Raw genomic sequence first — 23,425 nt, forward strand, 5'->3', positions numbered from 1 at the left:
GAGAGCATCGAATACATCGAGGTAAAGACAATCAGGGACACGATATTGATACGGCTGAACATCAGCGGTGGGTCGTCTCCGATCATTTGATCCAAGTGACCACAACTCCCATGCGCCCCACCCCACTTCTAGCGCAGTGGTCACCCCCCATGTCGGTTGGTGATGGGCGCATGCTGCGCCATCAGTTCAGCGACCCAATCGATGAATACGCGCAGCTTGATGCTGATATGCCGGTTCGGCGGAAACGCCACGTACATCGGCATCGGATCGAGACGCCATTCCTCGAACAGGGGCACTAGTTCGCCTTGCGCCACGTGGGGCGCGGACATGTAGTCTGGCAGCCAAAGAACTCCCATACCGGCCAGGCCGGCCGCTAGGTAGGCATTGCCATCGTCGACCGCCAGCACATAGCGACCCTGGATATGGATACTCTCACCGGCTCGGTGCATGGCATACGGCAGGGCTTTTCCGCTGCGCGCCCAGAGGAAGCCGACGATACGATGATGCGAATCTTCCAGCTCTCGCGGGTGCGCAGGCGTACCGAGACGCACCAGGTAGCTCGGCGCCGCATACACGCCCAACTGAAGGTCCCCGACACGTCGCGCCATCAGCGACTGATCCGTCAGCTCGCCGCCGCGCACAACACAATCGACCTTCTCGCCAATCAGATCGACGATGCGGTCGCTCACGCCCATATCGATCTGGATATCGGGGTATCGAGCGTGAAACGCCGGCAATGCAGGCAGCAGAATCAATCTGGCCAGCGGACTGGGTACGTCCACCCGCAACCGCCCTCTGGGCACCGTTGAGGCGCTGGACAGGCTGGTTTCGGCGTCGTCCAGGTCGTCCAAAAGCCTGACTACACGTTCGTAGTAGACCGCGCCGTCAGCGGTCAGATTGACCTTGCGCGTCGTACGGTTGAGTAATTTGACGCGCAACCGTGCCTCCAGTTGCTGCACCAGCTGCGTCACGCTGGTTTTGCTCATATGCAGGGTTTCGGCCGCCCTGGTGAAGCTGCCCGCTTCCACCACCCGGGCAAATGCCTGCATCGCATCGAAACGGTCCATTTTCTATCCCACTATTTCTATCCGCTATCGACTGGATTGTTTGGATTCTACAAACAGTGATAGCCAGAGTTGCTCGTTTATCGGCTGAGCACAACGCCTTAAAGTCCCTTCATGGTTAATTTTTCGGGTCGGCATTGACCCCTGCTGGAGGTAGATATGACCAAGCGCGACGTTGTTTTCCCGCCCGGACGCCAGGCGCTTTATGAACGCAATCGCTATTCGCCGGCAATCCGTTCCAACGGCTTTTTGTTCGTCTCGGGGCAAGTCGGTAGCAATGCGGACGGCTCACCCGAAGCCGATCTGGAGGTACAGGTCCGAACCGCGTTCAACAATCTGAACGCGATCCTGGGAGCAGCCGGTTGTACCTTTGACGATGTGATTGACGTAACCATCTTTATCGTCGATCCCGAATCGAAGTTCGAAACGATCTGGAAGGTTGTCCCGGAGTTCTGGGGTAACGCGCCGCACCCGACGTTAACCGGCGTTGGCGTAACCTGGCTCTATGGTTTCCAGTTCGAGATCAAGGTGATCGCCAAGCTGCCGGAAACCATCAGCAGCTGATTCGACCCGCGGCAGAAACCGCTTGCCGCGCTTGGTGACAACGCCCCACGGTGCGCCGGCGAATGCGCTTGGTGAATGTCTCAGAGGCAGACCCGGCCAGGTGCCGTCTGCCTTGAGAACCGATGCAGATGCCGAAAGCAAAATCGACCGAGTGCCGAGGAAACGAGCGTTACCTCTCTGGGATCTCGCCCGAGAAACCGCTTCTGGCCGAGAGCCACCCGTCGTGATAGACGACTCTCGGCCAGGAGCCGACCCGCCACGGGCGGGCGGCGAAACCGACTCAGTCCACCGCGAAGCAGTACAGCAGCCCCGCCCCGCCAGTGCTTTTCAGGGCTTCATCGCTGCAACCGCGCGACGGATGCGAGGCGTTCCACGAGCGCGACGGCGCATCGTCGCGCAGCCCCATGCGGTCGTGGTGGCCGACCTGGGCAGAGCCTTCGCCACTGCTGGTCCAGTTGCTGCACGTGTGGTCCTCGCCCGCGGCGAACGCCGTGCCATCGGCCTGGGAGCCGGTGAGGATGTCGTGCATGTTCGGCGTGTCGCCACGCCCCTTGATAGGCGCGCCATGCTCGTCGAGGGCGGTGTCCTTGGTCAGCTGGTTGTCGCCATGCAGCTGCGCGACATCCGTGGCGATGATCACCCCCTTGGCGTTTTGCCAGGGGCCGCTGCCGATCCGCTCACGGGCGTTGGCCGCCGCAGCCCCGTCGCTGGCACTGGTGCTGAGGTAGGCGCGCCAGGTACGCTGACCGGCCCCGACGGCGCTGGCCAGCTTCTGGCAGTGCGCGTCGGCACCGGCCAGGCCGCCGAAGTTGGCGCCCTGGCCCGAGCCCTGGCTGGTGATGAAGAAGGTCATGTCGGTTTGCCCGGCCTGGCTGGCGAAACTGCAGGCCAGGGCCAGCAGCGCCGTCGGCAAGGCGAGGGAGAGAGTCAGCGTGTGCATGTGCAGTCCTCCTGTGGGAAACGGTCCCCCCAGACCGGAATATGGCTGACCCAATGAGCCTAGCAGGCTGTGGCGAATCAGCCCCTCCTGCGGTGAAACGCGCCGCCAGTTGCGCTACTCGAAGGCGTCGGTCGATAAAGGCGCGGGTCTTGGCTGGCAGCAGCTTGTTGCTGGCGAGCGTTGTCGGTGGATGGATCGCCAGCAAGCTGGCGGTGTTCCTCTGCGCCCTGCTGCTTGGCTGGCTGATCCTGAGCCACCTGCAGCTGTTCGGCAGGGCCATCGCGGTCGGCGGTATCATCCTGCTGACCTATCGTAAACATGGATAAGCGCCGGCCGCAGCCGCAGCCGCATCGACACACTCAACCCGCCCCCCATGGGAGGACCACAACATGCTGTTCAGACATATCCCCGGCAGTCTCGCCCTGCTCGCCCTATTGGCTGCCTGCAGCTCGGTCGATACACCCGAAGTGCCGGCGCAGCGCCCCGACGACCCCAACGCCACCTGCAGGGCCGAGGCGGTGCCAGGCCTGCTGGGCAAGCTGGCCACGGTCGAACGGATCGAGATGGCGCGTGAGCAGACCGGGGCGAAAAGCGTGCGCGTGCTTGCGCCCGGCGATGCCGCGACTATGGACTACAACCCGCAGCGCCTGAACATCGATATCGACGAGGCGGAACTGATCCAGCGGATCAGCTGCGGCTGAGCTGCTCATAGCCGCCAGGCGGCACCCGCTGCTGGCTTGCCACCAATGGCTGAGCGCTTGTACAGCGCACATGCGGCACAATCGCTTCTCGTACTGTCCAGGCCAAGCGTTATGTTGATCGACGAAGAACTCACCCTGAAGAAGCTGGAAATCTTTCTGGCCTTCATGCGCAGCGGCAACCTGGCGCGGGCGGCGGTCGAACTGGAGACCAGTACGGTCAGCGTGCACCGTGCCATTCATTCGCTGGAGAGCGCCTTGCGCTGCCCGCTGTTCAAGCACGAAGGGCGCAACCTGATCCCGTTGAAAAGTGCTTATGTGCTGGAAGAACGGGCGCTGAAGCTGATCCAGCAAGTGCTCGACAGCGTGCGCCTGACCCGTGAAGCGGCGGGTTTCAGCGCCGAGCGCTTCAAGCTCGGCGCGCTCTACTCGCTGACGGTGAAGACCGTGCCGCAGTTGATCATGGGTCTGAAGATCCGCCGCAGCGAGCTGAACATCGACCTGATCCTCGGCTCCAATGTCGACCTGCTGCACAAGCTGAAGAACATGGAACTGGACGCCATCCTGGTGGCGCTCAACGACAGCGTCAGCGATCCCGACTGCGAACAATTGCCGCTGTTCTCCGACGATATCTTCCTCGCCGTGCCGGTCGAGTCGCCCTTCGCCCAGCAGGCCGAGGTGGATCTGGCCGACCTGCGCGAAGCCACCTTCATCACCCTCACCCAGGGCTTCGCCACCCATCAGGACGGTGCGCGGGTGTTCCAGCAGGCGGGTTTCGAGCCGAAGGTGGCGATGCAGGTGAACGACATCTTCACCCTGCTCAGCATGGTCAGCTCGGGCGTCGGTTACGCCCTGCTGCCGGGACGCATCGCCGCGGTGTATGAGAACCGAGTGAAGCTGATTCCACTGCAGGCCAAGTACCACCTGCAGCAGCATATCGGTGTGGTGTTCTTGAAAGCCAAGGAGCGCGACCCGAACCTGCTCGCGCTGTTGGCCGAATGCCGGATGTACAGCCTCAGGCACGAGGCCTGAAGGGGCGGTGTAGAAGCGTAGGAACGGGGGGACGTCCAGTCCCATGCCCGCATCCGTTTCAGGCCATTCGCGGGCATGGCCCGCTCCTACGCGAGATTCCGTCTACAGCCTCGATTGATCAGCCCATCAGCCCGCGCATGATGAAGAACAGCAGCGACGGCCCGAGCAGGCAACCCAGGGCGGTGTAGAACGCCGCGGTCAGGCAGCCGTAGGGCACCAGCTTCGGATCGGTCGCCGCCAGGCCGCCAGCGACGCCGCTGGAAGTGCCGATCAGGCCGCCGAAGATCACCGCACTGCGCGGGTTGTTCAAGCCGATATAGGGCGCCACGAAGGGCGTCGCGATCATCACCAGGATGGCCTTGACCAGGCCGGCGGCGATCGACAGCGCCATCACTTCCGAACTGGCGCCAATTGCCGCACCGGTCACCGGGCCGACGATATAGGTCACCGCGCCGGTGCCGATGGTGGTCAGGCTGACCGCATCGGTGTAGCCGAAGGCCATGGCCACGCCGACCCCGGCAATAAAGGAGGTACCCACGCCGACGAACAGTGCCAGTACCCCAGCTAAGCCCGCGCGTTTCAACTCTTCGACGCTGACGCCAAAGCCGGTGGCGACAATCGCGAAGTCGCGCAGCATGGAGCCCCCGAGCAGCCCTATCCCGGCAAACAGCGGGATATCCACCAGGCCCTTGGTCCCGCCGGTGTAGGCACCGCCGATATAGGACAGCAGCAGGCCAAGCAGGATGGCAATCGCCGAACCATGCAGACGGCCTTTGGTGAAGGTAGCGGAGATCCAGTAGGACACCCACATGGTGAGGCCGACGATGGCGAAGCCGCTGATCAGGCTGTAGCTGGTGATTACTTTCATCAAGGATTCGTACATGGCGATCACCGTGGCAGTTTGGTCAGGGGAGTAGTGTCGAGCGCTTCAGGCTTTTTTTGCCCGATACGACTCAGCACTGGCACCAGGGCAAACGCCACGACCACCGCAACGGTGCCCGCGATAATCGCCATAGGGCCGCCACTGAGGGCGCCGTAGACGTTTTGCTGGGCGGCCATGGCGACCACGATGGGGATGTAGATGGCACTCCAGAACGCCACGCCCTTCTCGGACGCAGCGTCGAGCACCCCGCGCTTGTGCAGGTAACTGCCCAGAAAAATCAACAGCATCATGGCGATGCCGACACCGCCGACGTTGGCGGGTACGCCGATGAGTTTGCCCAGCAGTTCACCGATAAAGATGCCTGCCAGGGTACAGAACGCCAGAAAGGCTACACCGTAGATGATCATTGTTTTTATCCTCATGTTCGGGTCGAAGTTGTTGTTTTTGTCCTTCGCAAATCGGCACGGCTTATCGGCTCCGACTCACCTCCTGGCGCAGCATGGCGTCCAGTGTATCCAGGCGCGAACCTTGAAAGGCGATGGCCATGCCCGGCTCGAACAGCCGCCGCGCCAGGCCGCTCAAGACAGTGCCCGGCGGCAGTTCGAGGTGCAGGCGCACGCCGCGTTCAACGGCGGTTTGCAGGGTGGCGTGCCAATCGACGACACGGCACATGTTGTGGGCGAGGTCGTCGCGCAGCATGTCTGGATCGCTAATCAGACGCGCCGAACTGCTGCTGAGATAACGCGCCCGTGGACGTTGCAGGCTGACCGCGGCAAAAGCCGCCGCCAACTCGGCAGCCGGTTCAGCGAGCAGCGCGCAATGCGAAGGTACGCTGACCGCCAACGGCTTGACCGCGCCAGCCCCCAGCGCCCTCGCCCGCTCGGCCACGGCCGCCATGGCGGCGCTGCTACCGGCGATCACCAATTGATTGTCGGCGTTGATATTGGCCAGGTAGACCGGCATCTCTGCACTGTTCACCTGCTCGAGCAGGCGCTCGATGCTGGTTAGATCCAGGCCGAGAATCGCAGTCATGCCATAACCGCCAGGATAGGCGCTTTGCATCAACTCACCGCGCAATGCGACCAGGCGCAACGCGTCGGCAAAATCCAGGGCCTCGGCGATCACCGCTGCCGCATAGGCGCCGATGGACAGACCGGCGACATAGTCCGGACGATGGCCACGCCGGACCAGCAGACGGGCGCAGGCCACCCCGGCGATCAGCAGACAGAGTTGTACGGCGCGGGTATTGCGCAGGGCTTCGGCCGAATCCAGCGCCAGCACCTCTTCGCCCAGCACCGCGCCGGCTTCAGCCAGGCAGGCGCGCACCACCGGAGCATCCGGCAGGCCATGCAGCATGCCGGGCTGCTGCGCGCCCTGGCCGGGGAATGCCCAGAGCGTGCTCATGCCACCGACCGCTCGACAGCCGCCCAGGGGGTGCCGACCAGCAGCGGCCCGCCACTGGTCTTGAGCAACACCCGCGCTGAACCCTTGGCCCATTCGCGCAGGGCCAGGGCCCCGCAGGGCGTTTCCAGCTGCATATCGACCCGCCCCGACGCGCCATCGAGCTGCACGCACAGCGCCTGGGCCCAGGCCCGCGACACCGGCTGCGGCGTGCGCAACAACAGATCCAGGTCGCTGGCCGGATGCACCGCGGGCAAACCGCTGGCCAGTTCGAACCCCAGGCTGCCGGTCACGCCCCAGGCCAGGCCGCACCCAGCCAGACGTGGCGCTACCTGCGCCAGGGCACGCAAGGCTGGCCACAGCGGCTGGGCATGGCTGCGCCAACGGCCGGCGCGGACGATGGCCTCGGGACTGACCCGGCGGCGGATATCGGCCAGGCGCATCCAGGTGGCGAAGCGCTGTTCACGGGCCTGACCGCGGATACCCACCGCAACCCAGCCCGGCTCGGCCGTGGCGCGACGCACCACTACCGGCGCATAAGCAGCCAGTGCGGTGCGCGCCCAGGCCGGCGCGTCCTGCGCCAGGTGCTGCGGGCGCAGGCCCCAGAGCAGGTCGTGGGGGCGTGGCAAATTCACTCGATTGATCGTCATGGCTAGCTCCGGGCGCTGTCTGCGCTTACCACTGGGCGCGCAGCAACTCGCGCACCTGCGAGGACGCCGCGCGATTGGCGGCGCCCAGACGGCCGCGCAAGTCCTTGGCGCCGCTGGCGATATCCGCCAGGGCCTGGCCAAGGCAATCCTCCACCCGGGCGATATCCGCAGCGCTCGGGTTAGCGACCTCGACCACGTCCAGGGTTTCCCAGAGCAGGCCCAGCGAGGCGTAGCTGTCCAGGTCATAGGCCATGGGCGGCACGCTGGCAGCCAGGGCTTCCAGTTCCTCGACGCTGCGCAAGGTGATGCGCGCGGCGGCGGCCTTGCCCATGGCATGCACCATCACGCCGGGGTCGCGCAGGGCAATCAGCCGCTGCGCCTGATAGCCATGGGCGAGAAAGGCTCCGGACATGGCCTTGCCCACCAGCAGGCCGATCACCGCATGCCCGGCCAGGCGGGCGCGGGCGTAGCTGTCCACCGCGCCGGCCAGGGCCTGGTGGATGCCATAGGCTTCCTCGCGGCGGCCATAGGCCTGGCTCGGCACGTCGACGATGGCGACCAAGGCGCGTTTGTGCGGACTTCCGGCATCGGCCTCGATCGCCTCATCCACCGCCTTGGCCAGGCCCCAGCCTTCGAGCAGGCCGACCTCGCCGTTGCGGGCACGGGGGAAGGGATTGGCGGCGTCGACCACCACCGAGAGGTAACGCAACGACTGGCCGGCCAGTTCGGTGTCAGCCACCAGCAGTGACGCCGGCAGTCCGCCGATGGGGGTCGCCGCGCCAGCCAGGGCGTGAAACCAGTTGCGGCCACGTTGTTCGCGGACAGTGCTCATGACTGTTCTCCTTGATAGGTGCGGCGCACGGCAGCGGCATCGGCCTGGATGGCGGTGTCGACGCCCTGCAGGCGTTCGAGGAACCAGGCATGCCGGCGGCTGCGCTGCAGCGCCGGCTTGCCCTGACGGAACAGGGCGATCAGTTGCTGGCGAATCGGCTCGACATCGTCGGCCACGTAAGCATCCACCAGGCCGCTGGCATGGCGCTGCTCGCCGCCGGTCAGGCTCCAGATGAAAGGCCGGTCGCGCGAGTCGTATTCGTCGATGCCGGCTTCCTGCTCGATCACCTGCGGGCCGTTCAGGCCCAGGCGCGCCTCGCGGGTCACCAGCAGGTAGCTGCACAGCCCGGCGGCGATGGACATGCCGCCGAAGCAGCCGACCGGGCCGGCGATCAGGGCGATCACCGGCTGGTACTGGCGCAACTCGACGATGGCCGCCTGGATCTCGGCGATGGCGGCCAGGCCGAGGTTGGCCTCCTGCAGGCGCACGCCGCCGGTTTCCAGCAGCAGCACGGCGCGGGTCGGGGTGCCGTTGCGGTTGTCCTCGGCGGCCAGCTCCAGCGCGCCGGCGATTTTCGCCCCGCCCACTTCGCCGAGGCTGCCGCCCTGGAACGCTCCTTCGATGGCGATGATCACCGTCGGCTGAGCGGCGAGCAGGCCCTTGCCGACCACCACGCCGTCATCGGCCTGGGGCACGATGCCCTGTTTGGGCAGCCAGGGCGAAATCACCTTGGCAAAGGGATCGAGCAGTTCGCGAAAGCTGCCGGCATCGAGCAAGGCGCGGGCGCGCTGACGGGCACCGAGTTCGGTGAAGCTGCGCTGCTGCAGCAGGCGTTGGATATTGGCGTCATGCATGGGCTAACTCCTCCAGGCCTTGCTCCAGGCGCAGGCGCACCACACCGGGGGTCGCGCCGAAATCGTGGATCGAGATGCTCAGCGCCGGCAGGCTCTGCTCACGGAACATGCGCTCGAACAGCTGCTGCCAGCGCGGCGCGCTGCCGTTGACCGAGGTCACCACCTGGATCGTCAGGCTGCCGGGCGTACCGGGCTCGAACAGCACTTCCAGGTCGCCGGAACCGACACAACCGACCTGTGCGCGGCCCTGGGCCGGTTGTCCGGCGGGAAATTCAAAAGACAGGGTTTCCATGCTTAGACACTCCCAATCTGCGCCTGCAGCGCAGGCTGCAGGCGGTCGAGGAATAAAGACGCGGCGAGCAAATCGGCTGCACCGCCGGGTGAGGCACGCAGCCTCAACATGTCGTAATCGAGTTCTCGCAGGCGCCGGCGTCCATCCAGGCTGGCGCAACCGCCGGCCATGAGCACCGCTCGGGCGCCGCCCTGCATGCTGCTCAGGCCGGCCAGGCCGGCGCGATAGAGCACGCAGGTGTCCGTCAGGCTGGCCATGATCGCCAGCAAGGCATCCAGCCGGGCGTTCTGCTCACCGGCGGCGGCGGCGCGGCTGCGCTGCAATTGCGGCAGGGCCTGCTGGATCACCGCCGGAAAGCCCAGTTGCGCCTCTTCGCGCGCGCCGCGCACGCCGTACAAGCGGCAGACCTGGGCACCGTGGCTGTCGCCATTGGCCGGCGCGCCACGGTCGCTGAGCAGCGCGATACGCGCCGCCCGCAGCGCCACGCTGGCGGGCTTGAGTGCCTGCTTATCCAGCGCGGCAGCAGCCGTCAGCAAGCCGAGGGACCAGATCGCCCCGCGGTGGGTATTCACCCCGCAGGTGACGCGCAGCATCTCCACTTCACCCTCACGGCCTATGCGCCCCAGCGCTTCGCGCAGCGGCTGGCCGATGTCGCCCAGTTCGAGGGCGGCTTGGGCCATTTGATTGAACATCGGCCACAGCGCCAGGGCCGAGGCGTGCATCAGGCCCAGGTGCAGGTCGGTATGCGCGCCACTGCCACGGCGGTCGACCAGGCCCGGCTTGGGCGACAGGTCGGCCTCGTCGATCAGCGCTTCCACCGCCAGGTCGGCCAGGCTCTCGCTCAGGGACAGCTGCGGCTGTCGTGCATTGACTGCGCTCATCACCAGCTCCTGAATTTGGCGGGTGGGTTGTACAGGCCACCGGACCAGTCGACCAGCTCGGCGATGCTCTTGGCCGCGAGCAACTCGCGGCTGGCATCGGCGCGGCGGATGCCGAGGTCTTCCGGCAGCGCGATCAGCCCTGCGCGGCGCATCCGCACGCTGTCTTTCGGGTCATGGCGCAGGCCGATGGCGGTCACTCCGGCGACGGCGGCGATCATCGCCTGGCGCTCCTCCAGCGAACGCGCCTTGTACAGATAGGCGATGCCCTCTTCGGTGAGCAGATGGGTGACGTCGTCGCCGTAGATCATGATCGGCGCCAGCGGCATGCCGCTTTTCTTCGCCACGTCGATGGCATCAAGCTGATCGACGAAGGTCGGTTTGCCGCCCTCCTGGAAGGTCTCGACCATCTGCACCACCAGCTTCTTGCCGCGTTCGAGCATGGCTTCGGGGCTACCGCTCTGGTCCTGGCGCATGTCCAGCCAGGCCGGCGTGGCATGCCGACGACCGCGCGGGTCGTGCCCCATGTTCGGTGCGCCGCCGAAACCGGCCAGGCGCCCGCGGGTGACGGTAGAGGAATGACCGTCGCCATCCACTTGCAGGGTGGCGCCGATAAACAGGTCGACCGCGTACTGCCCGGCCAGTTGGCACATCATGCGGTTGGAGCGCATCGAGCCGTCACGGCCGGTGAAGAACACGTCCGGGCGCATGGCGATGTAGTTTTCCATGCCCAGTTCGGTGCCGAAGCAGTGCACGCTTTCGACCCAGCCGGTTTCGATCGCCGGGATCAGGGTCGGGTGCGGGTTGAGCGTCCAGTTGCGGCAGATCTTGCCCTTGAGACCGAGGGACTCGCCGTAGGTCGGCAGGATCAGCTCGATGGCCGCGGTGTTGAAGCCGATGCCGTGGTTGAGCGACTGCACCTTGTGTTTCTCGTAGATGCCGCGGATCGCCATCATCGCCATCAACACATGCACCGGCTTGATGTGGCGCGGATCGCGGGTGAACAGCGGCTCGATGTAGAACGGCTTGTCCGCCACCACCACGAAATCCACCCAGGAAGCGGGGATGTCCACCCGAGGCAGTTCGCTGACGTCGTCCACCAGCTCGTTGACCTGGACGATGACGATGCCGTCGCTGAAGGCGGTCGGCTCGACCAGCGCCGGGGTGTCCTCGGTGCTCGGCCCGGTGTAGATATTGCCGGCGCGGTCGGCCTTGAAACCGGCGACCAGGGCGACATTGGGGATCAGGTCGACCAGCAGCCGCGAATACAGCTCGATGTAGGTGTGGATGGCGCCGACTTCGAGCAGGCCGTCCTCCAGCAACTGGCTGATGCGCAGGCTCTGCGGGCCGGCGAAGGAGAAATCGAGCTTGCGCGCGATGCCGCGTTCGAACAGATCCAGGTGCTCGGCGCGGCTGACGCTGGGCATGATCATGTGCAGGTCGTGCAAACGGCCGGGATCGACCTTGGCCAACGAGCGGGAGAGAAAGTCCGCCTGCTTCTGGTTGTTGCCTTCGAGCACCACCCGATCGCCGGGGGCGATCAAGGCTTCGAGCGCCGCGACTATCTTGTCGCTGGGCAGGACCACGCCATCGGCGAGGCTGCGCACCTGATCGAGACGTCGGGCTTTTTCAGCGCGACGACGCGACCATTGCGGCGGTGGGGATATTGTTGTCATTGAAGACTCCACGAGTTCCGCTGTCGTGGAAGCACCTTAGGAGCGCGGCCGGCGCGCCATCAATCAAGCGAACGGCCGTTCTATTACGCTCAGGTTAACGATGGCCCTAGTACCACGCCTGCAGCCCATGCGCGGCCGTGAAAACCGTCGTTCGGTTAACTAAGCGGTCCAGACCGGGCATACTGCTGCACCTGTAATCGAGCCGGTTTCTCGCCCGTATGCGCATCCACGTCAGCTTTATCGACCGCGTTGGTATTACCCAGGAAGTCCTGGCCCTGCTCGGCGGGCGCAATCTCAACCTGGACGCGGTGGAGATGGTGCCGCCCAACGTCTATATCGACGCACCAACCCTGAGTGCCGCGGTGCTCGACGAGCTGCGCGAGGCGCTGTTCAAGGTGCATGGCGTGCAGGCGGTGACCATCGTCGACATCCTGCCCGGCCAGCGCCGGCGCCTGCAGCTCGATGCCCTGCTCGCGGCAATGACCGACCCGGTGCTGGCGGTGGATGGCGAGGGCCGCGTACTGCTGGCCAATCCGGCCTTGATCGCCCTGTGTGAACGCGAAGTGGAAGGGCTGTCGCTCGGTGAACTGTTCGCCGACCCGGCCTTGCACAGCGCGCTGCTGGAGCAGCAATTCCGCCTGCCACTGCGTGAAGTCACCCTCAACGGCCAGGCGCTGTTACTCGATGCCATGCCGATCAGCGAAACCGCCGACGCCGGCCAGCGCCAGCTCGCCGGTGGCCTGCTCACCCTGTACGCGCCGAGCCGCATCGGCGAACGCCTGGCGGCACTGCACCACGACCATGCCGATGGCTTCGATTCCCTGCTCGGCGAATCGCTGCCGATCCGCACCCTGAAGACCCGCGCCCTGCGCGTCGCCAGCCTCGATGCGCCGCTGTTGATCCAGGGCGAAACCGGCACCGGCAAGGAGCTGGTCGCGCGCGGCTGTCATGCCATCAGCGCACGTAACAACGCCCCCTTTCTCGCGCTGAACTGTGCGGCATTGCCGGAGAACCTCGCCGAAAGCGAGCTGTTCGGCTACGCCCCGGGCGCCTTTACCGGGGCCCAGCGCGGCGGCAAGCCGGGGCTGCTGGAACTGGCCAACCAGGGCACGGTGTTTCTCGACGAAATCGGCGAGATGTCGCCTTATCTGCAGGCCAAGCTGCTGCGTTTCCTCAGTGACGGCACCTTCCGCCGGGTCGGCGGCGAGCGCGAGGTCAAGGTCGACGTGCGCATCCTCAGCGCGACCCACCGCGATCTGGAGAAAATGGTCGGCGAAGGCGCCTTCCGCGAAGACCTGTTCTACCGCCTCAACGTGCTCAACCTGGAAGTGCCGCCGTTGCGCGAGCGCGGCCAGGACATCCTGCTGCTGGCCCGGCATTTCATGCAGCAAGCCTGCGCGCAGATCCAGCGTCCACAGTGCCGCCTGGCGCCAGACACCTACCCGGCGCTGCTCGGCAACCGCTGGCCGGGCAACGTGCGTCAGCTGCAGAACGTGATCTTCCGCGCCGCCGCCATCTGCGAAAGCAACCTGGTGCAGGCCGATGACCTGGACATTGCCAGCACCGCCGTAGCGCCCCAGCTGCTCGAAGGCGAGATCGTCAGCCTGGAAGCCGCCGTGGCCGGTTTCGAGAAGGCCCTGCTGGAAAAGCTCTACCTCAGCCACCCCTCCAGCCGGCAACTGGCCGCGCGCCTGCACACCTCGCACAGCGCCATCGCCATGCGCCTGCGCAAGTACGGGATTTCCGGCAAGGGTTGAGCAAGCCCTTCGCGGCTGAAGCAGAGCTTTTGCTGTGCCGCTAAGAGATCCCCCGTCGTCCAGACGCCGCGCTGTCGCGCAGCAAACTGGGGGCAATTGCGTCTCTCGGCTTGTGGGTACTTGTAGGAGCGGGGGGGACGCCTAGTTCCATGCCCGCGATGCGTTTCGCGGGCATGGCCCGCTCCTACGCGACATAACGATCACCCGCAAAAAGGTTGATCGCTAAAAAGCAAAAGGCCGGCATTTAGCCGGCCTTCACCTTGAAGCTCTGCGTCAGGGGAATCAGCCCGCTGGCCGATTCCCCCGCCGGGCTGGCGCGATCAGACCGTGTATTGCTGCAGGTTGGCCATCATTTCCTTCAGCGCTTCGAGGTTATCGGCCGGGTGCACCGCGTCGTCGAAGTCGCAGATCTGCTGCCAGTGCTCGGCCACGTCTTCCGGGCTGAAGCCGGCACGCGGGTCGAAACCGGCGCCCAGGCTGCGCTCCCAGCGGGTCTTGCCGATCCAGCCGCCGCCGACCTCGAACAGGCCGGAGGTTTCTGCGCAGGCCTGGCTGGCCAGGTAGACCACCAGCGGGCTGACCAGCTCGGGCTTGAGCTGCTCGAACACCTGCGGCGGAATCAGGCCTTCGGTCATGCGCGTGCCGCCGGTAGGAGCGATAGCGTTGACCAGGATGTTGTTCTTGCGTCCCTCGATGGCCAGGGTGCGGGTCAGACCGTAGAGGCCGAGCTTGGCCATGCCGTAGTTGGACTGGCCGAAGTTGCCGTAGATGCCGGACGTGGAGGCGGTGAAGATCACCCGTCCGTAGTTCTGCTCGCGCATGTGCGGCCAGGCGGCGCGGGTGACCTTGTAGGCGCCTTCGACATGGACCTTGTAGACTAGGTCCCAATCGGCGTCTTCCATCTTGTGGAAGGTCTTGTCGCGCAGGATACCGGCGTTGTTGACCACCACATCGATACGGCCGAAGGCGTCCAGGGCGTGCTGGACGATCTTCTCGCCGTCGGTCACCGAGTCATGGTTGGCCACCGCGGTGCCGCCGGCGGCGCGGATTTCCTCGACCACCCTGGCGGCGGCCGAGGCATTGGCGCCTTCGCCATGGGTGCTACCGCCGAGATCGTTGACCACCACCTTGGCGCCATGTTTGGCGAACAGCAGGGCATGGGCGCGACCCAGGCCTCCACCGGCACCGGTGACGATCACGACTTGGTCTTGAAAACGGATGGCTTCGCTCATGGGCTAGGTTCCTTGGCAGGTTGGCAATGGCTCCAGTGTCCAGCAGGCATGCACCACTCACAATAAAGACGCGGGCATCTGAATAGTGTTCGATAAGGTAGCAGGATGATGGCGCCACCCCATCATGCGCCTTGCTTATAGTGTTTGGCGAAACGCCAGGTAATGCTCCAGCACTTGCTCCGGCGCCTCGGTTTGCGGGTAATGGCCGATGCCGTCGAGCAACACGGTGTCGGGCGCCGGGATCAGCTCGCGGTAGCGCGCCAGCATGTGCGAACCGGAGATCGGATCCACGGCGCCATCGATCAGCCGCAGTGGCACCCCGCCCTGCTGCATCGCCGCCAACCAGCGCTCGCGCTGTACCCGGCGCTCGGGGATATAGCGGATCAGCCGGTGCATCACCCCGGGCCCATCGTTGTGTGTGATCAGGCACCAGAAATCGTCCAGTTCCTGTTCGCTGGGCTGGGTCTGCGGCCCGAATACCTTGGTAAAGTTGGCCGCCAGTTTCCGCCGGTTGAACAGCCTACCGATCAGCGGCCCAATGGGGCTGAGCAGCAGCTTTTGCACCAGCACCGGGTGATGGGTCTCCGGGAACAGGCCGCCATTGAGGAACACGCAGCTGGCCAGCTGCAGGCGACTCTCATGGTGCCTTGCGAGCAATTCCTGGGCGACGCTGTCGCCATAGTCATGCGCCAGCACATGCACCGGCGCCTGAATGCCCAGGTGTGCGAGCAGCGCCTGCTGCAGATCGGCCTGCTCCAGCAGGCTATAGTCATGCCCGCGCGGCTTGGCCGAATCGCCGAAGCCGAGCATGTCGCAGGCGATCAGGCGGTAATCCTGGCTCAGCGGCGCCCACAGATAGTGCCAATCCCAACTGGCGGTGGGAAAACCGTGGATCAGCAGCAGGGGCTCGGCGCTTGCCGCGCCCGCCGTCCAGTAGCGCAGGGCATGGCCGCGAAAATCGAAGTCCCGGCCCTGGCCGCGCCAGTCCCCTAGGGCAATCCCGGGTAACGCACTCACTCGGCGTAACCCGGCATCTGCTGGTCGAGTTTGCGCAGCAACGCCGGCCAGGGCAACGCGCCGCCCATGCCCTGCGGGCTTTTCATCACCCCGGCGACCATGGCCCTGGCACCGTCGAGAATCTGCTGCGGGATATGGATCAGCTCGGCCCCGCCGCCCTGCGCCATCACCTGGATCTCGCAGGCGCGCTGCAGGATAAACATCATCAGGAAGGCGTCGGCGATGCTGCCGGCGGCGGTCAGCAGGCCATGATTGGGCAGGATCATGAAGTTCTTGTCGTCCAGATCCTGCTGTAGACGCGCCTTCTCGTCGTGGTTCAGCGCGACGCCTTCATAACCGTGATAGGCCAGGCTGGCGAGCACGAACAGCGACTGCTGCGACAGCGGCAGCAGACCCTGTTTCTGCGCCGACACGGCGATCCCGGCGGCGGTGTGGATGTGCAGTACGCAGGCGACATCGTGGCGCACCTCGTGCACCGCGCTGTGAATGGTGTAGCCGGCCGGGTTGATGTCGAAGGGGCTGTCCATCAGCTTGTTGCCGGCGAGGTCGATCTTCACCAGGCTGGAGGCGCTGATCTCGTGGAACATCAGGCCGTAGGGGTTGATCAGGAACTCTTCGCTGCCCGGCACCTTGGCCGAGATGTGGGTGAAGATCAGGTCATCCCAGCCATACAGGGCGATCAGTCGGTAGCAGGCGGCCAGGTCGACCCGCGCCTGCCATTCGGCGGCGGACACCTGATCCTTGAGATTGAGACTGGGCAGGGCATGGGCAGCGGTCATGGGGGACACCTCGGCACTTGTTGTTATGTGCCTAGGAGTCTAGCGAGGGGTGGGCAAAAGAGGAGTCGCCCTGGCAGCCAGCTTAGTGACCGAGCAGGCCTTGTCTACTTGCAGCGTGATCGGGACTGCGGTCCGTCCGGAGCACTGCGACAGCCCGCCAGCCTTTGCGTCGCTCCGCGTCGCGCCGATCAACCCTCTCAGACCTTCAGCGCGGCCATGAACTCGCTCAGCCAGGGCTCGGCGTCGCTTTCCGGGGTGACGCTTTCGCTGCTGTCCAGACGCAGCATCGGCTGCACCTCGCGAATGCCCAGTTCGGCATACAGCTCGCGAACCAACTCGCCGCCACCACAGAAGGTGTCGCCGTAGCTGGAGTCACCCAGGGCAATCACCCCGCCGGGCAGACCACTCCATGCAGGCAGATGATCGCGGATGGCGAAGTACAAAGGCTGCAGGTTATCCGGCAGCTCGCCCATACCGGTGGTCGAGGTCACCGCCAGAAAGGCTTCGGGGGCAAACGCCTGGACATCGGCCAGGCTGGCGCGGGGGTTGTGCCAGGCGTCGAACCCGGCCTCTTTCATCAGCCGCTCGACATGCCGGGCGACTTCTTCGGCGGTGCCATAGACCGAACCGGAAAGGATGGCGACTTTCATAACTAACTCCGAAACATGCAGAACACAGTCTGAAACGGTGGGCATTATGCCGCAAGTAGACAGCGTGCCCGGATGTTTTAGAATGCAGCGACAGAGCCCAGGAATCGCCTCATGATCAACGCCAAACTGCTGCAACTGGTGATCGACGCTTCGAACGACGGCATAGTGGTTGCCGAACAAGAAGGCGATGACAACATCCTCATCTATGCCAACCCCGCCTTTGAAAAACTCACCGGCTATGCCCGCGAGGACATTCTCTACCAGGATTGCCGCTTCCTGCAGGCCGACGACCGCGACCAGTCTGGCCTGACCGCCATTCGCGCAGCGATAAAGGCCAACCAGCCATGCCGGCAGATCATCCGCAACTACCGCAAGGACGGCAGCGCATTCTGGAACGAACTGTCGATCACCCCGGTGTTCAACGAAGCCGATCAGTTGACCTACTACATCGGCATCCAGAAGAACGTCACCGAGCAAGTGCAAGCCCAGGAACGGGTCAAGCAACTGGAAGCTGAACTGGCGACCCTGAGAGCACAACTGGCCCAGTTGAAAACCCGACCATCGGCATAAACCAATAACGAACTACGCTGTCTTAAAGGGTCAAGCCTTTCGCGCAGAGTTCGATCATGCAAGAACAGCCATTACTCACCCAGGCTGAACTGGACTTTATCCAGCATCTGAATAAAAAATCTGCGGCAAGCAAACGCAAGCCCACAGCTGTACCTGTGCCTGTGCCTGTGCCTGACCTGCTGGTCGAGGCCGGAGCTCAGCTCAAGGCGTTGCTCGCCTACTGTGCCGCCAACGAGCAACTGACCATCGAGGCACACGTCGCCAATCAGCGTCTGACGTTTACGGCGCACCTGGTCGAAGACGCGCAACAGGTTCAGCACCTCGAGCTTGGCACTCCGCAGATTTTCGATGAAGGCCCGGCCAGCCGCGCCTGGCGCCTGCCGCTGGATCCACCCGTTGAGCTGCGCCAGCGCAATGGCAAACCCAGCAACCTGCGGGTACACGAACTGTCGCTCAACGGGTTGCTGGTCGAGCTGCGCAGCAAACGTGGCGCACCCGAGCACTTCGAACTGATTCTGCCGCTCGCCGGCCAGAAGCCGATTGCCATTGAAGGCAGCCTGGTACGTAAAACCTCTGGCGGGCTCCTGGCCTATCAACTCGACCCGCTCGACAAACGCGGCAGCGCGCGCCTGCAGCAGTTCATTTTCCAGCAGCACCGCGCCCTTCACCCCCAGGCCAGCCAGGGCTAGCGGGCCGTTCCGCTGCGAGTCAACGTCGCGAGCAAGCAGGTGCGCCGTGCGCCAGCGACGCACCCACCGGGCACGCGTCAAGCCACAAGCGTGAAGAGTGCAGCGGCCAATCAGGTATCCAGATGCCCGGCCAGGAACTGCTGCAGACGGCGCTGCATCAGGCGACCCTCGTTGCCCAGACAGGCTATCGGCGAACCGCTCAGGCTGTCCTCGGCGAGTTCGGCGCCATCCCCCGCCAGCACCAGAGGACAATCCAGCGCCAGCGCCAGGCGCGCCAGCACGCGTGGCAGGTCGTCACTGGGCGGCAGATTGGTGAACAGCACCAACGCCTGCGGCTGCATGCGCTCACAGACCAGGGCCAGCTCTTCCAGCGGCTGCCCCACCCCCAGCACACTGACCGACACCTCCGAACTGCTCAACAGCAGGCCGGTGACCAGCAGTTCCAACTCACGGCCGTGGCCCGGCAAGGCCGCCAGCAAGACCCTTTCCTCGACCTGGGTACGGAAGAGCTGCAAGCGTTGCAGAGTGCGCGCGCGCAGAAAGGTATCGAAGAACAACCATTCGCTGGTCTGGCCAAACTCGTCCTGGCGCAACAGCAATTCCTGCCACAGCGGCATCAGAATGTCCTGGAACACCACCGGCAGCGGGTAGCTGGAAAAGACCTGGCCGTACAATCGATCGAGCCTGACATCATCAAACCCGCTGATCGCGCGGCGCAGTTGCGCTTGCCATTCCGCCCACTCGCCGCAGGTGACCTCTTCATAGACCGGGGTACTGGCCGACCGGGTCGAAATGTTTTTCGCCAGAATCTTGCCGACCTTGCTGACCGACACGCCACGCTCGATCCACGCCAGAATGCTGCGCACCGACTCGATGTCCGCCTGCGAGTAGAGACGATGCCCGCTATCGGTACGCGTCGGCCGGATCAAGCCGTAACGTCGCTCCCAAGCCCGCAAAGTCACCGGATTGACTCCGGTCAGCCGCGATACCTCGCGAATGGGGAACAGTTCTTCCTGCTTGAGGGCACTCGAATCGAGGGACAAGGCACCAACGAGATCGGACATGGGAGAGGCATCACCGCAGAAATGTTGCCGGCATTGTAACTCAGCTGACACCGGCCTACATTGTACAAGACTTATACAGATGACCTGACAATGTCCCGCTCTCCCCACTGGCCACTGACCCTTTATTACGATGGCGACTGCCCGCTGTGCGCCCGGGAGATCCGCTTTCTCCGCCGGCATGCCAACGCCCAGCGCCTGCAGCTGGTCGATATCGGCAGCGCAGACTTCCCGGCAACCGGCGTCGGCATCGATACCGCCACCCTGGCAAACAGGCTGCACGCGCGCTTCGCCGATGGCCAATGGCTGACCGGCCTCGATGCCACGCTCTGGAGCTGGCGCGCGGCGGGACTTGGCCGCTGGGCGGCGCCCCTGACCTGGCGACCGCTGCGTCCCGTGTTCGAACTGGGCTACCGCCTGTTCTGCCGCTTGCGCCCGCACCTGGCCTGGCTACCCCATCCAGAGGCGGGCAAACGCTGCCAGCGCGGGCAGTGCAGCAGCGACCGGCAGCCTTGAAGCGGATCTCAGAAGGCTGGGGAAATAGCGAGCGCCATAGCGAGACCACCTCCAGGCGTTCGCGACCAAGCATGAGTACCGTGCAGCGCACGTGATCCGTAGGGCGGAACCGGGCGGTGTTCCGTTCGCAGCGCAGCGACAACCCGCCAGCCTTGTGCCGCGCCAATGAAACCTGGTGCACGGCCTACGGGTCGCTGATTGCTCGAGGTAATTGGTCGGAGCCCAGGGCGCTGGTAACTCGCCACAAGGCCTGTACGCGGCCATCCGCCGCAATCCCCGGCACGGCATAGCCACTGCAGCACCTCGACCCGCCGCCACAGCAGCTCGAGACGCAATTGCCACAGACTCATAGCCGCCGCGCAAAAACTGTACACATAAATAACTCCTGTACAGTATAAAACCAAGTTTTCCGAACCATTCTATTGCGTACATCAGCGGCGCAGCCCAACAGAACAGGTAGAAACCGATCAAGCCGGCAGTAACCATGCAGGGCGCATGGTTGTACAAAGCCTGTAGCTGGTATAACTTTGCCACTGGTTCAGCCGGCGAAGCGCCTTACTGGTCAGGTATCCCGACGCAACGTCGCTGAACCCACTCTTTCATCTGCCGAGTCCATCATGAGCGCTAGCGCATCACCCATTCTGATCACTGGCGCCAGTCAACGCATCGGCCTGTACTGTGCCGAGCGCCTGCTCGACGACGGCCATCGACTGATCGCCACCTACCGCAGCGAGCGCGAGGGCATCAAACGCCTGCGCGCGCGCGGGGCGCTGACCATCCAGGCCGATTTTTCCAGTGAAACGGGAATCCACGCCTTTATCGACGCGTTGAAAACCCATACCGACAGTCTGCGCGCCATCGTCCACAATGCATCCGAGTGGCTGGTCGAAACGCCCGGCGCAGAGGCCGCGGTATTCCAGCAATTGTTCAACGTGCACATGCTGGCGCCCTACCTGATCAACCTGCATTGCGCAGATCTGCTGCGGCGTTCAACCGCCGCCGACATCATCCATATCAGCGACGATGTCGCGCGCAAAGGCAGCGCCAAGCGCCCGGCCTACTGCGCCAGCAAAGCCGGCCTGGACAGTCTCACGCTCTCGTTTGCCGCCAAATTCGCACCCCGGATCAAGGTCAACGGCATCGCCCCGGCACTGATCATGTTCAACCCCGAAGATGACGCGGCCTACCGGGCGAAAACCCTGGGAAAATCGGCATTGGGCATCGAGCCCGGGCCCCGGGTGATCTACCAAAGTTTGCGCTACCTGCTGGATAACCCGTACGTCACCGGCACCACCCTTACCGTAAACGGCGGCCGCCATCTCAAATGAGGCGCGCCTCGAGGACTGCACCAATGAACCAACAACTGCCCGATCACTACCGCGACATCCTCCTCGGCATAGGCGAAGATCCCGAACGCGAAGGTCTGCTGGACACCCCGAAACGCGCAGCCAAAGCCATGCAATACCTGTGTCACGGCTACCAGAAAAGCCTGGAAGAAGTGGTCAACGGCGCGCTGTTCGCCTCCGACAATGACGAAATGGTCATCGTCAAGGACGTCGAACTCTATTCCCTGTGCGAGCACCATCTGCTGCCCTTTATCGGCAAGGCGCATGTGGCCTACATTCCCACCGGCAAGGTGCTGGGGCTGTCGAAAGTCGCACGGATCGTCGACATGTATGCCCGCCGCCTGCAAATCCAGGAAAACCTGACCCGGCAGATCGCCGAAGCCGTGCAGCAGGTGACCAACGCCGCCGGTGTCGCCGTGGTGATCGAAGCCAAGCACATGTGCATGATGATGCGTGGCGTCGAGAAGCAGAACTCGGTCATGACCACTTCGGTGATGCTCGGCGCCTTCCGCGAGTCATACAATACCCGCCACGAGTTCCTGCAACTGATTGGACGGAGCAACTAGTTATGCCACGACTGGAGCCTGGAATGGCGCGAATTCGGGTCAAGGATCTACGCCTGCGCACCTACATCGGAATCAAGGAAGAGGAAATCAACAACAAGCAGGATGTGCTGATCAACCTGACCATCCTCTACCCGGCCAACGAGGCAGTGCGCGACAACGATATCGATCACGCGTTGAACTACCGCACCATCACCAAGGCGATCATCCAGCACGTCGAAGGCAATCGCTTCGCCCTGCTCGAACGCCTGACCCAGGAAATCCTCGACCTGGTGATGCAGCAGACGGCCGTGCGCTACGCCGAAGTGGAAGTCGACAAACCCCACGCCCTGCGCTTTGCCGAGTCGGTCTCGATCACCCTGGCCGGGCACCGCTGAACCGCCGCTAATCCGGCAAAGGCTCGACCAACGAGCCGCCCAAGCATTGCCGCAAGCCGGCGGGGCTTTTATCATCCTCGCCATCTTAGCCAGCACGTCCGTCGGAGCGATCCACCGCCTCCGACAGAAACCCTGCCCGCCTCCGAGAACATCACCATGACCGATCAAGAACGCCTGGAACTCGAAGCAGCCGCCTTCCGCAGCCTGTTGCAACACCTGCGCAGCCGCCCCGATGTGCAGAACATCGACATGATGAACCTCACCGGTTTCTGCCGTAACTGCCTGTCTAAATGGTACAAGGCCGCGGCCGATGACATCGGCATTGCCCTCACCCCGGAGCAGGCGCGCGAAGAAATCTACGGCATGCCGTACAGCGAGTGGAAAAGCCAATACCAGAAAGAGGCCAGCGCCGAGCAGCAGGCCGCATTCAACAAGACCGGCGACAAAGGCAACAAGGCATGAGCGCCCTGAGCGACTTCCGCGCCCACCTGCATAGCGACGAGTTCGCCTTTGCCGAGACCCTGGCCTTTATCGCCGAGCACTATGACTATCAGCCGAGCGCCTTCAGCAATGGCGCGGTAGACAATCCTGCCGGGCAGAATGAAGGCTCCTGCAAGACCCTCGGCCTGGCCCTGCTCGAAGGCCTGAGCCTGGAAGAAACCCTGCGCTGCTTCGGCGAACACTACCGCAGCGTACTGGCCAACCCGGACGGCAACGACCACGGCAACATTCGCGCACTGATGGCCACGGGCCTCGCCGGCGTGCGCTTCGACCAACCGCCACTCAAGCGCCAAGCCTGAGAAGCTGCCGCAACCCTGGCATCTTTAGTAGATGCCCCCGGCGATGCGGGCGCAATTACGCCGGATCGCACAGAACCAACGGCACCGCGCCGGGGCTCGCCTCTGATCAAAAGCCAAGCCCCCTCAGAAGACCATGCCCGTTGCTGACCGGCTTGCGACACTTACCCCGAGTGGGCCACGCCTGGTGGCGCAAGCAGACTGCAGGCCTGTCCTGCGGCAACCACCCATGCGCATGCGCAATCCGCACAGTTGTATATCAGCGGCCAGCTGGTTCGCTGCCGAGCAACTTGCAGGCATAAAAGCG

At 64.2% G+C, this 23,425-nt stretch carries 29 protein-coding genes; 13 read left to right on the top strand and 16 right to left on the bottom strand.

Features of this window, described 5'->3' with window-relative positions; translation table 11 throughout:
• Positions 1-140: 140 nt before the first annotated feature.
• A complete protein-coding gene (locus R3355_RS01865) occupies positions 141-1,067 on the bottom strand; it encodes a LysR family transcriptional regulator (RefSeq protein ID WP_318959816.1) in 927 nt (308 codons plus the stop codon).
• Between the two features lie 156 nt (positions 1,068-1,223).
• On the opposite strand from R3355_RS01865, the gene R3355_RS01870 reads away from it, so the two are divergent.
• Entirely contained in the window at positions 1,224-1,628 is a 405-nt protein-coding gene (locus R3355_RS01870) for a RidA family protein (protein ID WP_318947009.1), read from the top strand.
• A gap of 280 nt (positions 1,629-1,908) precedes the next feature.
• Here R3355_RS01870 and R3355_RS01875 read toward each other — a convergent pair whose 3' ends face one another.
• Positions 1,909-2,568: a hypothetical protein gene (locus R3355_RS01875; protein WP_318959817.1), complete on the bottom strand. Its 660-nt coding sequence runs from the start codon at positions 2,566-2,568 to the stop codon at positions 1,909-1,911.
• A gap of 149 nt (positions 2,569-2,717) precedes the next feature.
• Between R3355_RS01875 and R3355_RS01880 the strand changes: the two genes are divergently transcribed.
• The 3 genes from R3355_RS01880 (at position 2,718) to R3355_RS01890 (ending at position 4,298) form a co-directional block, all read left to right on the top strand.
• Positions 2,718-2,894 (top strand): hypothetical protein, encoded by a 177-nt coding sequence (locus tag R3355_RS01880; protein WP_318959818.1) that lies wholly within the window; start codon positions 2,718-2,720, stop codon positions 2,892-2,894.
• A 63-nt stretch (positions 2,895-2,957) separates the two neighbouring features.
• The gene (locus R3355_RS01885; RefSeq protein ID WP_318959819.1) at positions 2,958-3,269 is read left to right on the top strand and encodes an I78 family peptidase inhibitor; all 312 of its coding nucleotides are present in this window, start codon (positions 2,958-2,960) and stop codon (positions 3,267-3,269) included.
• 111 nt (positions 3,270-3,380) lie between these two features.
• Positions 3,381-4,298: a LysR substrate-binding domain-containing protein gene (locus R3355_RS01890; RefSeq protein WP_318947013.1), complete on the top strand. Its 918-nt coding sequence runs from the start codon at positions 3,381-3,383 to the stop codon at positions 4,296-4,298.
• 118 nt (positions 4,299-4,416) lie between these two features.
• Here the strand turns inward: R3355_RS01890 and madM are convergent, their stop codons facing one another.
• The 9 genes from madM to mdcA all read right to left on the bottom strand — a co-directional run bounded on the left by madM (position 4,417) and on the right by mdcA (position 11,764).
• A complete protein-coding gene (gene madM, locus R3355_RS01895; protein ID WP_318959820.1) occupies positions 4,417-5,181 on the bottom strand; it encodes a malonate transporter subunit MadM in 765 nt (254 codons plus the stop codon).
• A gap of 5 nt (positions 5,182-5,186) precedes the next feature.
• On the bottom strand, positions 5,187-5,588 hold the full coding sequence (gene madL, locus R3355_RS01900; RefSeq protein WP_318959821.1) for a malonate transporter subunit MadL: 402 nt from the start codon (positions 5,586-5,588) through the stop codon (positions 5,187-5,189).
• A gap of 61 nt (positions 5,589-5,649) precedes the next feature.
• Positions 5,650-6,585: a malonate decarboxylase subunit epsilon gene (gene mdcH, locus R3355_RS01905; RefSeq protein ID WP_318959822.1), complete on the bottom strand. Its 936-nt coding sequence runs from the start codon at positions 6,583-6,585 to the stop codon at positions 5,650-5,652.
• Positions 6,582-7,232 (bottom strand): malonate decarboxylase holo-ACP synthase, encoded by a 651-nt coding sequence (locus R3355_RS01910; RefSeq protein ID WP_413243472.1) that lies wholly within the window; start codon positions 7,230-7,232, stop codon positions 6,582-6,584. Before R3355_RS01910 ends, mdcH begins: the two co-directional genes overlap by 4 nt.
• A gap of 25 nt (positions 7,233-7,257) precedes the next feature.
• Complete coding sequence (gene mdcE / locus R3355_RS01915; RefSeq protein ID WP_318959823.1) at positions 7,258-8,064, bottom strand: biotin-independent malonate decarboxylase subunit gamma; 807 nt, start codon at positions 8,062-8,064, stop codon at positions 7,258-7,260.
• Entirely contained in the window at positions 8,061-8,918 is an 858-nt protein-coding gene (locus R3355_RS01920) for a biotin-independent malonate decarboxylase subunit beta (RefSeq protein WP_318959824.1), read from the bottom strand. Before R3355_RS01920 ends, mdcE begins: the two co-directional genes overlap by 4 nt.
• Positions 8,911-9,210 carry a malonate decarboxylase subunit delta gene (locus R3355_RS01925; RefSeq protein ID WP_318959825.1) on the bottom strand — a complete coding sequence of 100 codons (300 nt, stop codon included), beginning with the start codon at positions 9,208-9,210 and terminating at the stop codon, positions 8,911-8,913. Before R3355_RS01925 ends, R3355_RS01920 begins: the two co-directional genes overlap by 8 nt.
• Positions 9,211-9,212: 2 nt before the next feature.
• Entirely contained in the window at positions 9,213-10,091 is an 879-nt protein-coding gene (locus tag R3355_RS01930; RefSeq protein ID WP_318959826.1) for a triphosphoribosyl-dephospho-CoA synthase, read from the bottom strand.
• Complete coding sequence (gene mdcA, locus R3355_RS01935; protein WP_318959827.1) at positions 10,091-11,764, bottom strand: malonate decarboxylase subunit alpha; 1,674 nt, start codon at positions 11,762-11,764, stop codon at positions 10,091-10,093. Before mdcA ends, R3355_RS01930 begins: the two co-directional genes overlap by 1 nt.
• A gap of 218 nt (positions 11,765-11,982) precedes the next feature.
• Here mdcA and R3355_RS01940 point away from each other — a divergent pair, with 218 nt between their 5' ends.
• The gene (locus R3355_RS01940; protein ID WP_318948213.1) at positions 11,983-13,521 is read left to right on the top strand and encodes a sigma-54-dependent transcriptional regulator; all 1,539 of its coding nucleotides are present in this window, start codon (positions 11,983-11,985) and stop codon (positions 13,519-13,521) included.
• Between the two features lie 320 nt (positions 13,522-13,841).
• On the opposite strand, the gene R3355_RS01945 is transcribed toward R3355_RS01940, so the two are convergent.
• The 4 genes from R3355_RS01945 to R3355_RS01960 form a co-directional block, all read right to left on the bottom strand.
• The gene (locus tag R3355_RS01945; protein ID WP_318948214.1) at positions 13,842-14,753 is read right to left on the bottom strand and encodes an SDR family oxidoreductase; all 912 of its coding nucleotides are present in this window, start codon (positions 14,751-14,753) and stop codon (positions 13,842-13,844) included.
• Positions 14,754-14,888: 135 nt separating this feature from the next.
• Positions 14,889-15,770, bottom strand: a complete 882-nt coding sequence (locus R3355_RS01950; RefSeq protein ID WP_318959828.1) for an alpha/beta fold hydrolase — start codon at positions 15,768-15,770, stop codon at positions 14,889-14,891.
• The gene (locus R3355_RS01955; protein WP_318959829.1) at positions 15,767-16,549 is read right to left on the bottom strand and encodes a class II aldolase/adducin family protein; all 783 of its coding nucleotides are present in this window, start codon (positions 16,547-16,549) and stop codon (positions 15,767-15,769) included. Before R3355_RS01955 ends, R3355_RS01950 begins: the two co-directional genes overlap by 4 nt.
• Positions 16,550-16,746: 197 nt before the next feature.
• Positions 16,747-17,199 (bottom strand): flavodoxin, encoded by a 453-nt coding sequence (locus tag R3355_RS01960; RefSeq protein ID WP_318959830.1) that lies wholly within the window; start codon positions 17,197-17,199, stop codon positions 16,747-16,749.
• A 111-nt stretch (positions 17,200-17,310) separates the two neighbouring features.
• Here R3355_RS01960 and R3355_RS01965 point away from each other — a divergent pair, with 111 nt between their 5' ends.
• The gene (locus R3355_RS01965) at positions 17,311-17,769 is read left to right on the top strand and encodes a PAS domain-containing protein (RefSeq protein WP_318959831.1); all 459 of its coding nucleotides are present in this window, start codon (positions 17,311-17,313) and stop codon (positions 17,767-17,769) included.
• A 56-nt stretch (positions 17,770-17,825) separates the two neighbouring features.
• Entirely contained in the window at positions 17,826-18,458 is a 633-nt protein-coding gene (locus R3355_RS01970; RefSeq protein WP_318959832.1) for a PilZ domain-containing protein, read from the top strand.
• A 110-nt stretch (positions 18,459-18,568) separates the two neighbouring features.
• On the opposite strand, the gene R3355_RS01975 is transcribed toward R3355_RS01970, so the two are convergent.
• The gene (locus tag R3355_RS01975) at positions 18,569-19,522 is read right to left on the bottom strand and encodes a MerR family transcriptional regulator (protein ID WP_318959833.1); all 954 of its coding nucleotides are present in this window, start codon (positions 19,520-19,522) and stop codon (positions 18,569-18,571) included.
• A 90-nt stretch (positions 19,523-19,612) separates the two neighbouring features.
• On the opposite strand from R3355_RS01975, the gene R3355_RS01980 reads away from it, so the two are divergent.
• The 6 genes from R3355_RS01980 (at position 19,613) to R3355_RS02005 (ending at position 23,121) form a co-directional block, all read left to right on the top strand.
• The gene (locus R3355_RS01980; protein WP_318959834.1) at positions 19,613-20,035 is read left to right on the top strand and encodes a DUF393 domain-containing protein; all 423 of its coding nucleotides are present in this window, start codon (positions 19,613-19,615) and stop codon (positions 20,033-20,035) included.
• A gap of 617 nt (positions 20,036-20,652) precedes the next feature.
• The gene (gene folM / locus R3355_RS01985) at positions 20,653-21,363 is read left to right on the top strand and encodes a dihydromonapterin reductase (protein ID WP_318959835.1); all 711 of its coding nucleotides are present in this window, start codon (positions 20,653-20,655) and stop codon (positions 21,361-21,363) included.
• A 23-nt stretch (positions 21,364-21,386) separates the two neighbouring features.
• Entirely contained in the window at positions 21,387-21,947 is a 561-nt protein-coding gene (gene folE, locus R3355_RS01990) for a GTP cyclohydrolase I FolE (RefSeq protein WP_318948230.1), read from the top strand.
• 2 nt (positions 21,948-21,949) lie between these two features.
• Positions 21,950-22,321: a dihydroneopterin triphosphate 2'-epimerase gene (gene folX / locus R3355_RS01995; RefSeq protein ID WP_318948232.1), complete on the top strand. Its 372-nt coding sequence runs from the start codon at positions 21,950-21,952 to the stop codon at positions 22,319-22,321.
• 156 nt (positions 22,322-22,477) lie between these two features.
• On the top strand, positions 22,478-22,783 hold the full coding sequence (locus R3355_RS02000; protein WP_318959836.1) for a DUF1244 domain-containing protein: 306 nt from the start codon (positions 22,478-22,480) through the stop codon (positions 22,781-22,783).
• Positions 22,780-23,121, top strand: a complete 342-nt coding sequence (locus R3355_RS02005) for a HopJ type III effector protein (protein WP_318959837.1) — start codon at positions 22,780-22,782, stop codon at positions 23,119-23,121. The genes R3355_RS02000 and R3355_RS02005 overlap by 4 nt, the downstream gene beginning before the upstream one ends.
• The last annotated feature ends 304 nt before the right edge of the window (positions 23,122-23,425 follow it).

The sequence above is a fragment of the Pseudomonas sp. genome (assembly GCF_033723075.1).
Classification (GTDB): Bacteria; Pseudomonadota; Gammaproteobacteria; order Pseudomonadales; family Pseudomonadaceae; genus Aquipseudomonas.

Excerpts from the sequence above, each read along its gene's own strand:
- R3355_RS01865 (WP_318959816.1), bottom strand. The coding sequence starts at position 1,067 with ATGGACCGTTTCGATGCGATGCAGGCATTTGCCCGGGTGGTGGAAGCG.
- R3355_RS01870 (WP_318947009.1), top strand. The coding sequence starts at position 1,224 with ATGACCAAGCGCGACGTTGTTTTCCCGCCCGGACGCCAGGCGCTTTAT.
- R3355_RS01875 (WP_318959817.1), bottom strand. The coding sequence starts at position 2,568 with ATGCACACGCTGACTCTCTCCCTCGCCTTGCCGACGGCGCTGCTGGCC.
- R3355_RS01885 (WP_318959819.1), top strand. The coding sequence starts at position 2,958 with ATGCTGTTCAGACATATCCCCGGCAGTCTCGCCCTGCTCGCCCTATTG.
- R3355_RS01890 (WP_318947013.1), top strand. The coding sequence starts at position 3,381 with ATGTTGATCGACGAAGAACTCACCCTGAAGAAGCTGGAAATCTTTCTG.
- madM (WP_318959820.1), bottom strand. The coding sequence starts at position 5,181 with ATGTACGAATCCTTGATGAAAGTAATCACCAGCTACAGCCTGATCAGC.
- madL (WP_318959821.1), bottom strand. The coding sequence starts at position 5,588 with ATGATCATCTACGGTGTAGCCTTTCTGGCGTTCTGTACCCTGGCAGGC.
- mdcH (WP_318959822.1), bottom strand. The coding sequence starts at position 6,585 with ATGAGCACGCTCTGGGCATTCCCCGGCCAGGGCGCGCAGCAGCCCGGC.
- R3355_RS01910 (WP_413243472.1), bottom strand. The coding sequence starts at position 7,232 with ATGACGATCAATCGAGTGAATTTGCCACGCCCCCACGACCTGCTCTGG.
- mdcE (WP_318959823.1), bottom strand. The coding sequence starts at position 8,064 with ATGAGCACTGTCCGCGAACAACGTGGCCGCAACTGGTTTCACGCCCTG.
- R3355_RS01920 (WP_318959824.1), bottom strand. The coding sequence starts at position 8,918 with ATGCATGACGCCAATATCCAACGCCTGCTGCAGCAGCGCAGCTTCACC.
- R3355_RS01925 (WP_318959825.1), bottom strand. The coding sequence starts at position 9,210 with ATGGAAACCCTGTCTTTTGAATTTCCCGCCGGACAACCGGCCCAGGGC.
- R3355_RS01930 (WP_318959826.1), bottom strand. The coding sequence starts at position 10,091 with ATGAGCGCAGTCAATGCACGACAGCCGCAGCTGTCCCTGAGCGAGAGC.
- mdcA (WP_318959827.1), bottom strand. The coding sequence starts at position 11,764 with ATGACAACAATATCCCCACCGCCGCAATGGTCGCGTCGTCGCGCTGAA.
- R3355_RS01940 (WP_318948213.1), top strand. The coding sequence starts at position 11,983 with ATGCGCATCCACGTCAGCTTTATCGACCGCGTTGGTATTACCCAGGAA.
- R3355_RS01945 (WP_318948214.1), bottom strand. The coding sequence starts at position 14,753 with ATGAGCGAAGCCATCCGTTTTCAAGACCAAGTCGTGATCGTCACCGGT.
- R3355_RS01955 (WP_318959829.1), bottom strand. The coding sequence starts at position 16,549 with ATGACCGCTGCCCATGCCCTGCCCAGTCTCAATCTCAAGGATCAGGTG.
- R3355_RS01960 (WP_318959830.1), bottom strand. The coding sequence starts at position 17,199 with ATGAAAGTCGCCATCCTTTCCGGTTCGGTCTATGGCACCGCCGAAGAA.
- R3355_RS01965 (WP_318959831.1), top strand. The coding sequence starts at position 17,311 with ATGATCAACGCCAAACTGCTGCAACTGGTGATCGACGCTTCGAACGAC.
- R3355_RS01970 (WP_318959832.1), top strand. The coding sequence starts at position 17,826 with ATGCAAGAACAGCCATTACTCACCCAGGCTGAACTGGACTTTATCCAG.
- R3355_RS01975 (WP_318959833.1), bottom strand. The coding sequence starts at position 19,522 with ATGTCCGATCTCGTTGGTGCCTTGTCCCTCGATTCGAGTGCCCTCAAG.
- R3355_RS01980 (WP_318959834.1), top strand. The coding sequence starts at position 19,613 with ATGTCCCGCTCTCCCCACTGGCCACTGACCCTTTATTACGATGGCGAC.
- folM (WP_318959835.1), top strand. The coding sequence starts at position 20,653 with ATGAGCGCTAGCGCATCACCCATTCTGATCACTGGCGCCAGTCAACGC.
- folE (WP_318948230.1), top strand. The coding sequence starts at position 21,387 with ATGAACCAACAACTGCCCGATCACTACCGCGACATCCTCCTCGGCATA.
- folX (WP_318948232.1), top strand. The coding sequence starts at position 21,950 with ATGCCACGACTGGAGCCTGGAATGGCGCGAATTCGGGTCAAGGATCTA.
- R3355_RS02000 (WP_318959836.1), top strand. The coding sequence starts at position 22,478 with ATGACCGATCAAGAACGCCTGGAACTCGAAGCAGCCGCCTTCCGCAGC.
- R3355_RS02005 (WP_318959837.1), top strand. The coding sequence starts at position 22,780 with ATGAGCGCCCTGAGCGACTTCCGCGCCCACCTGCATAGCGACGAGTTC.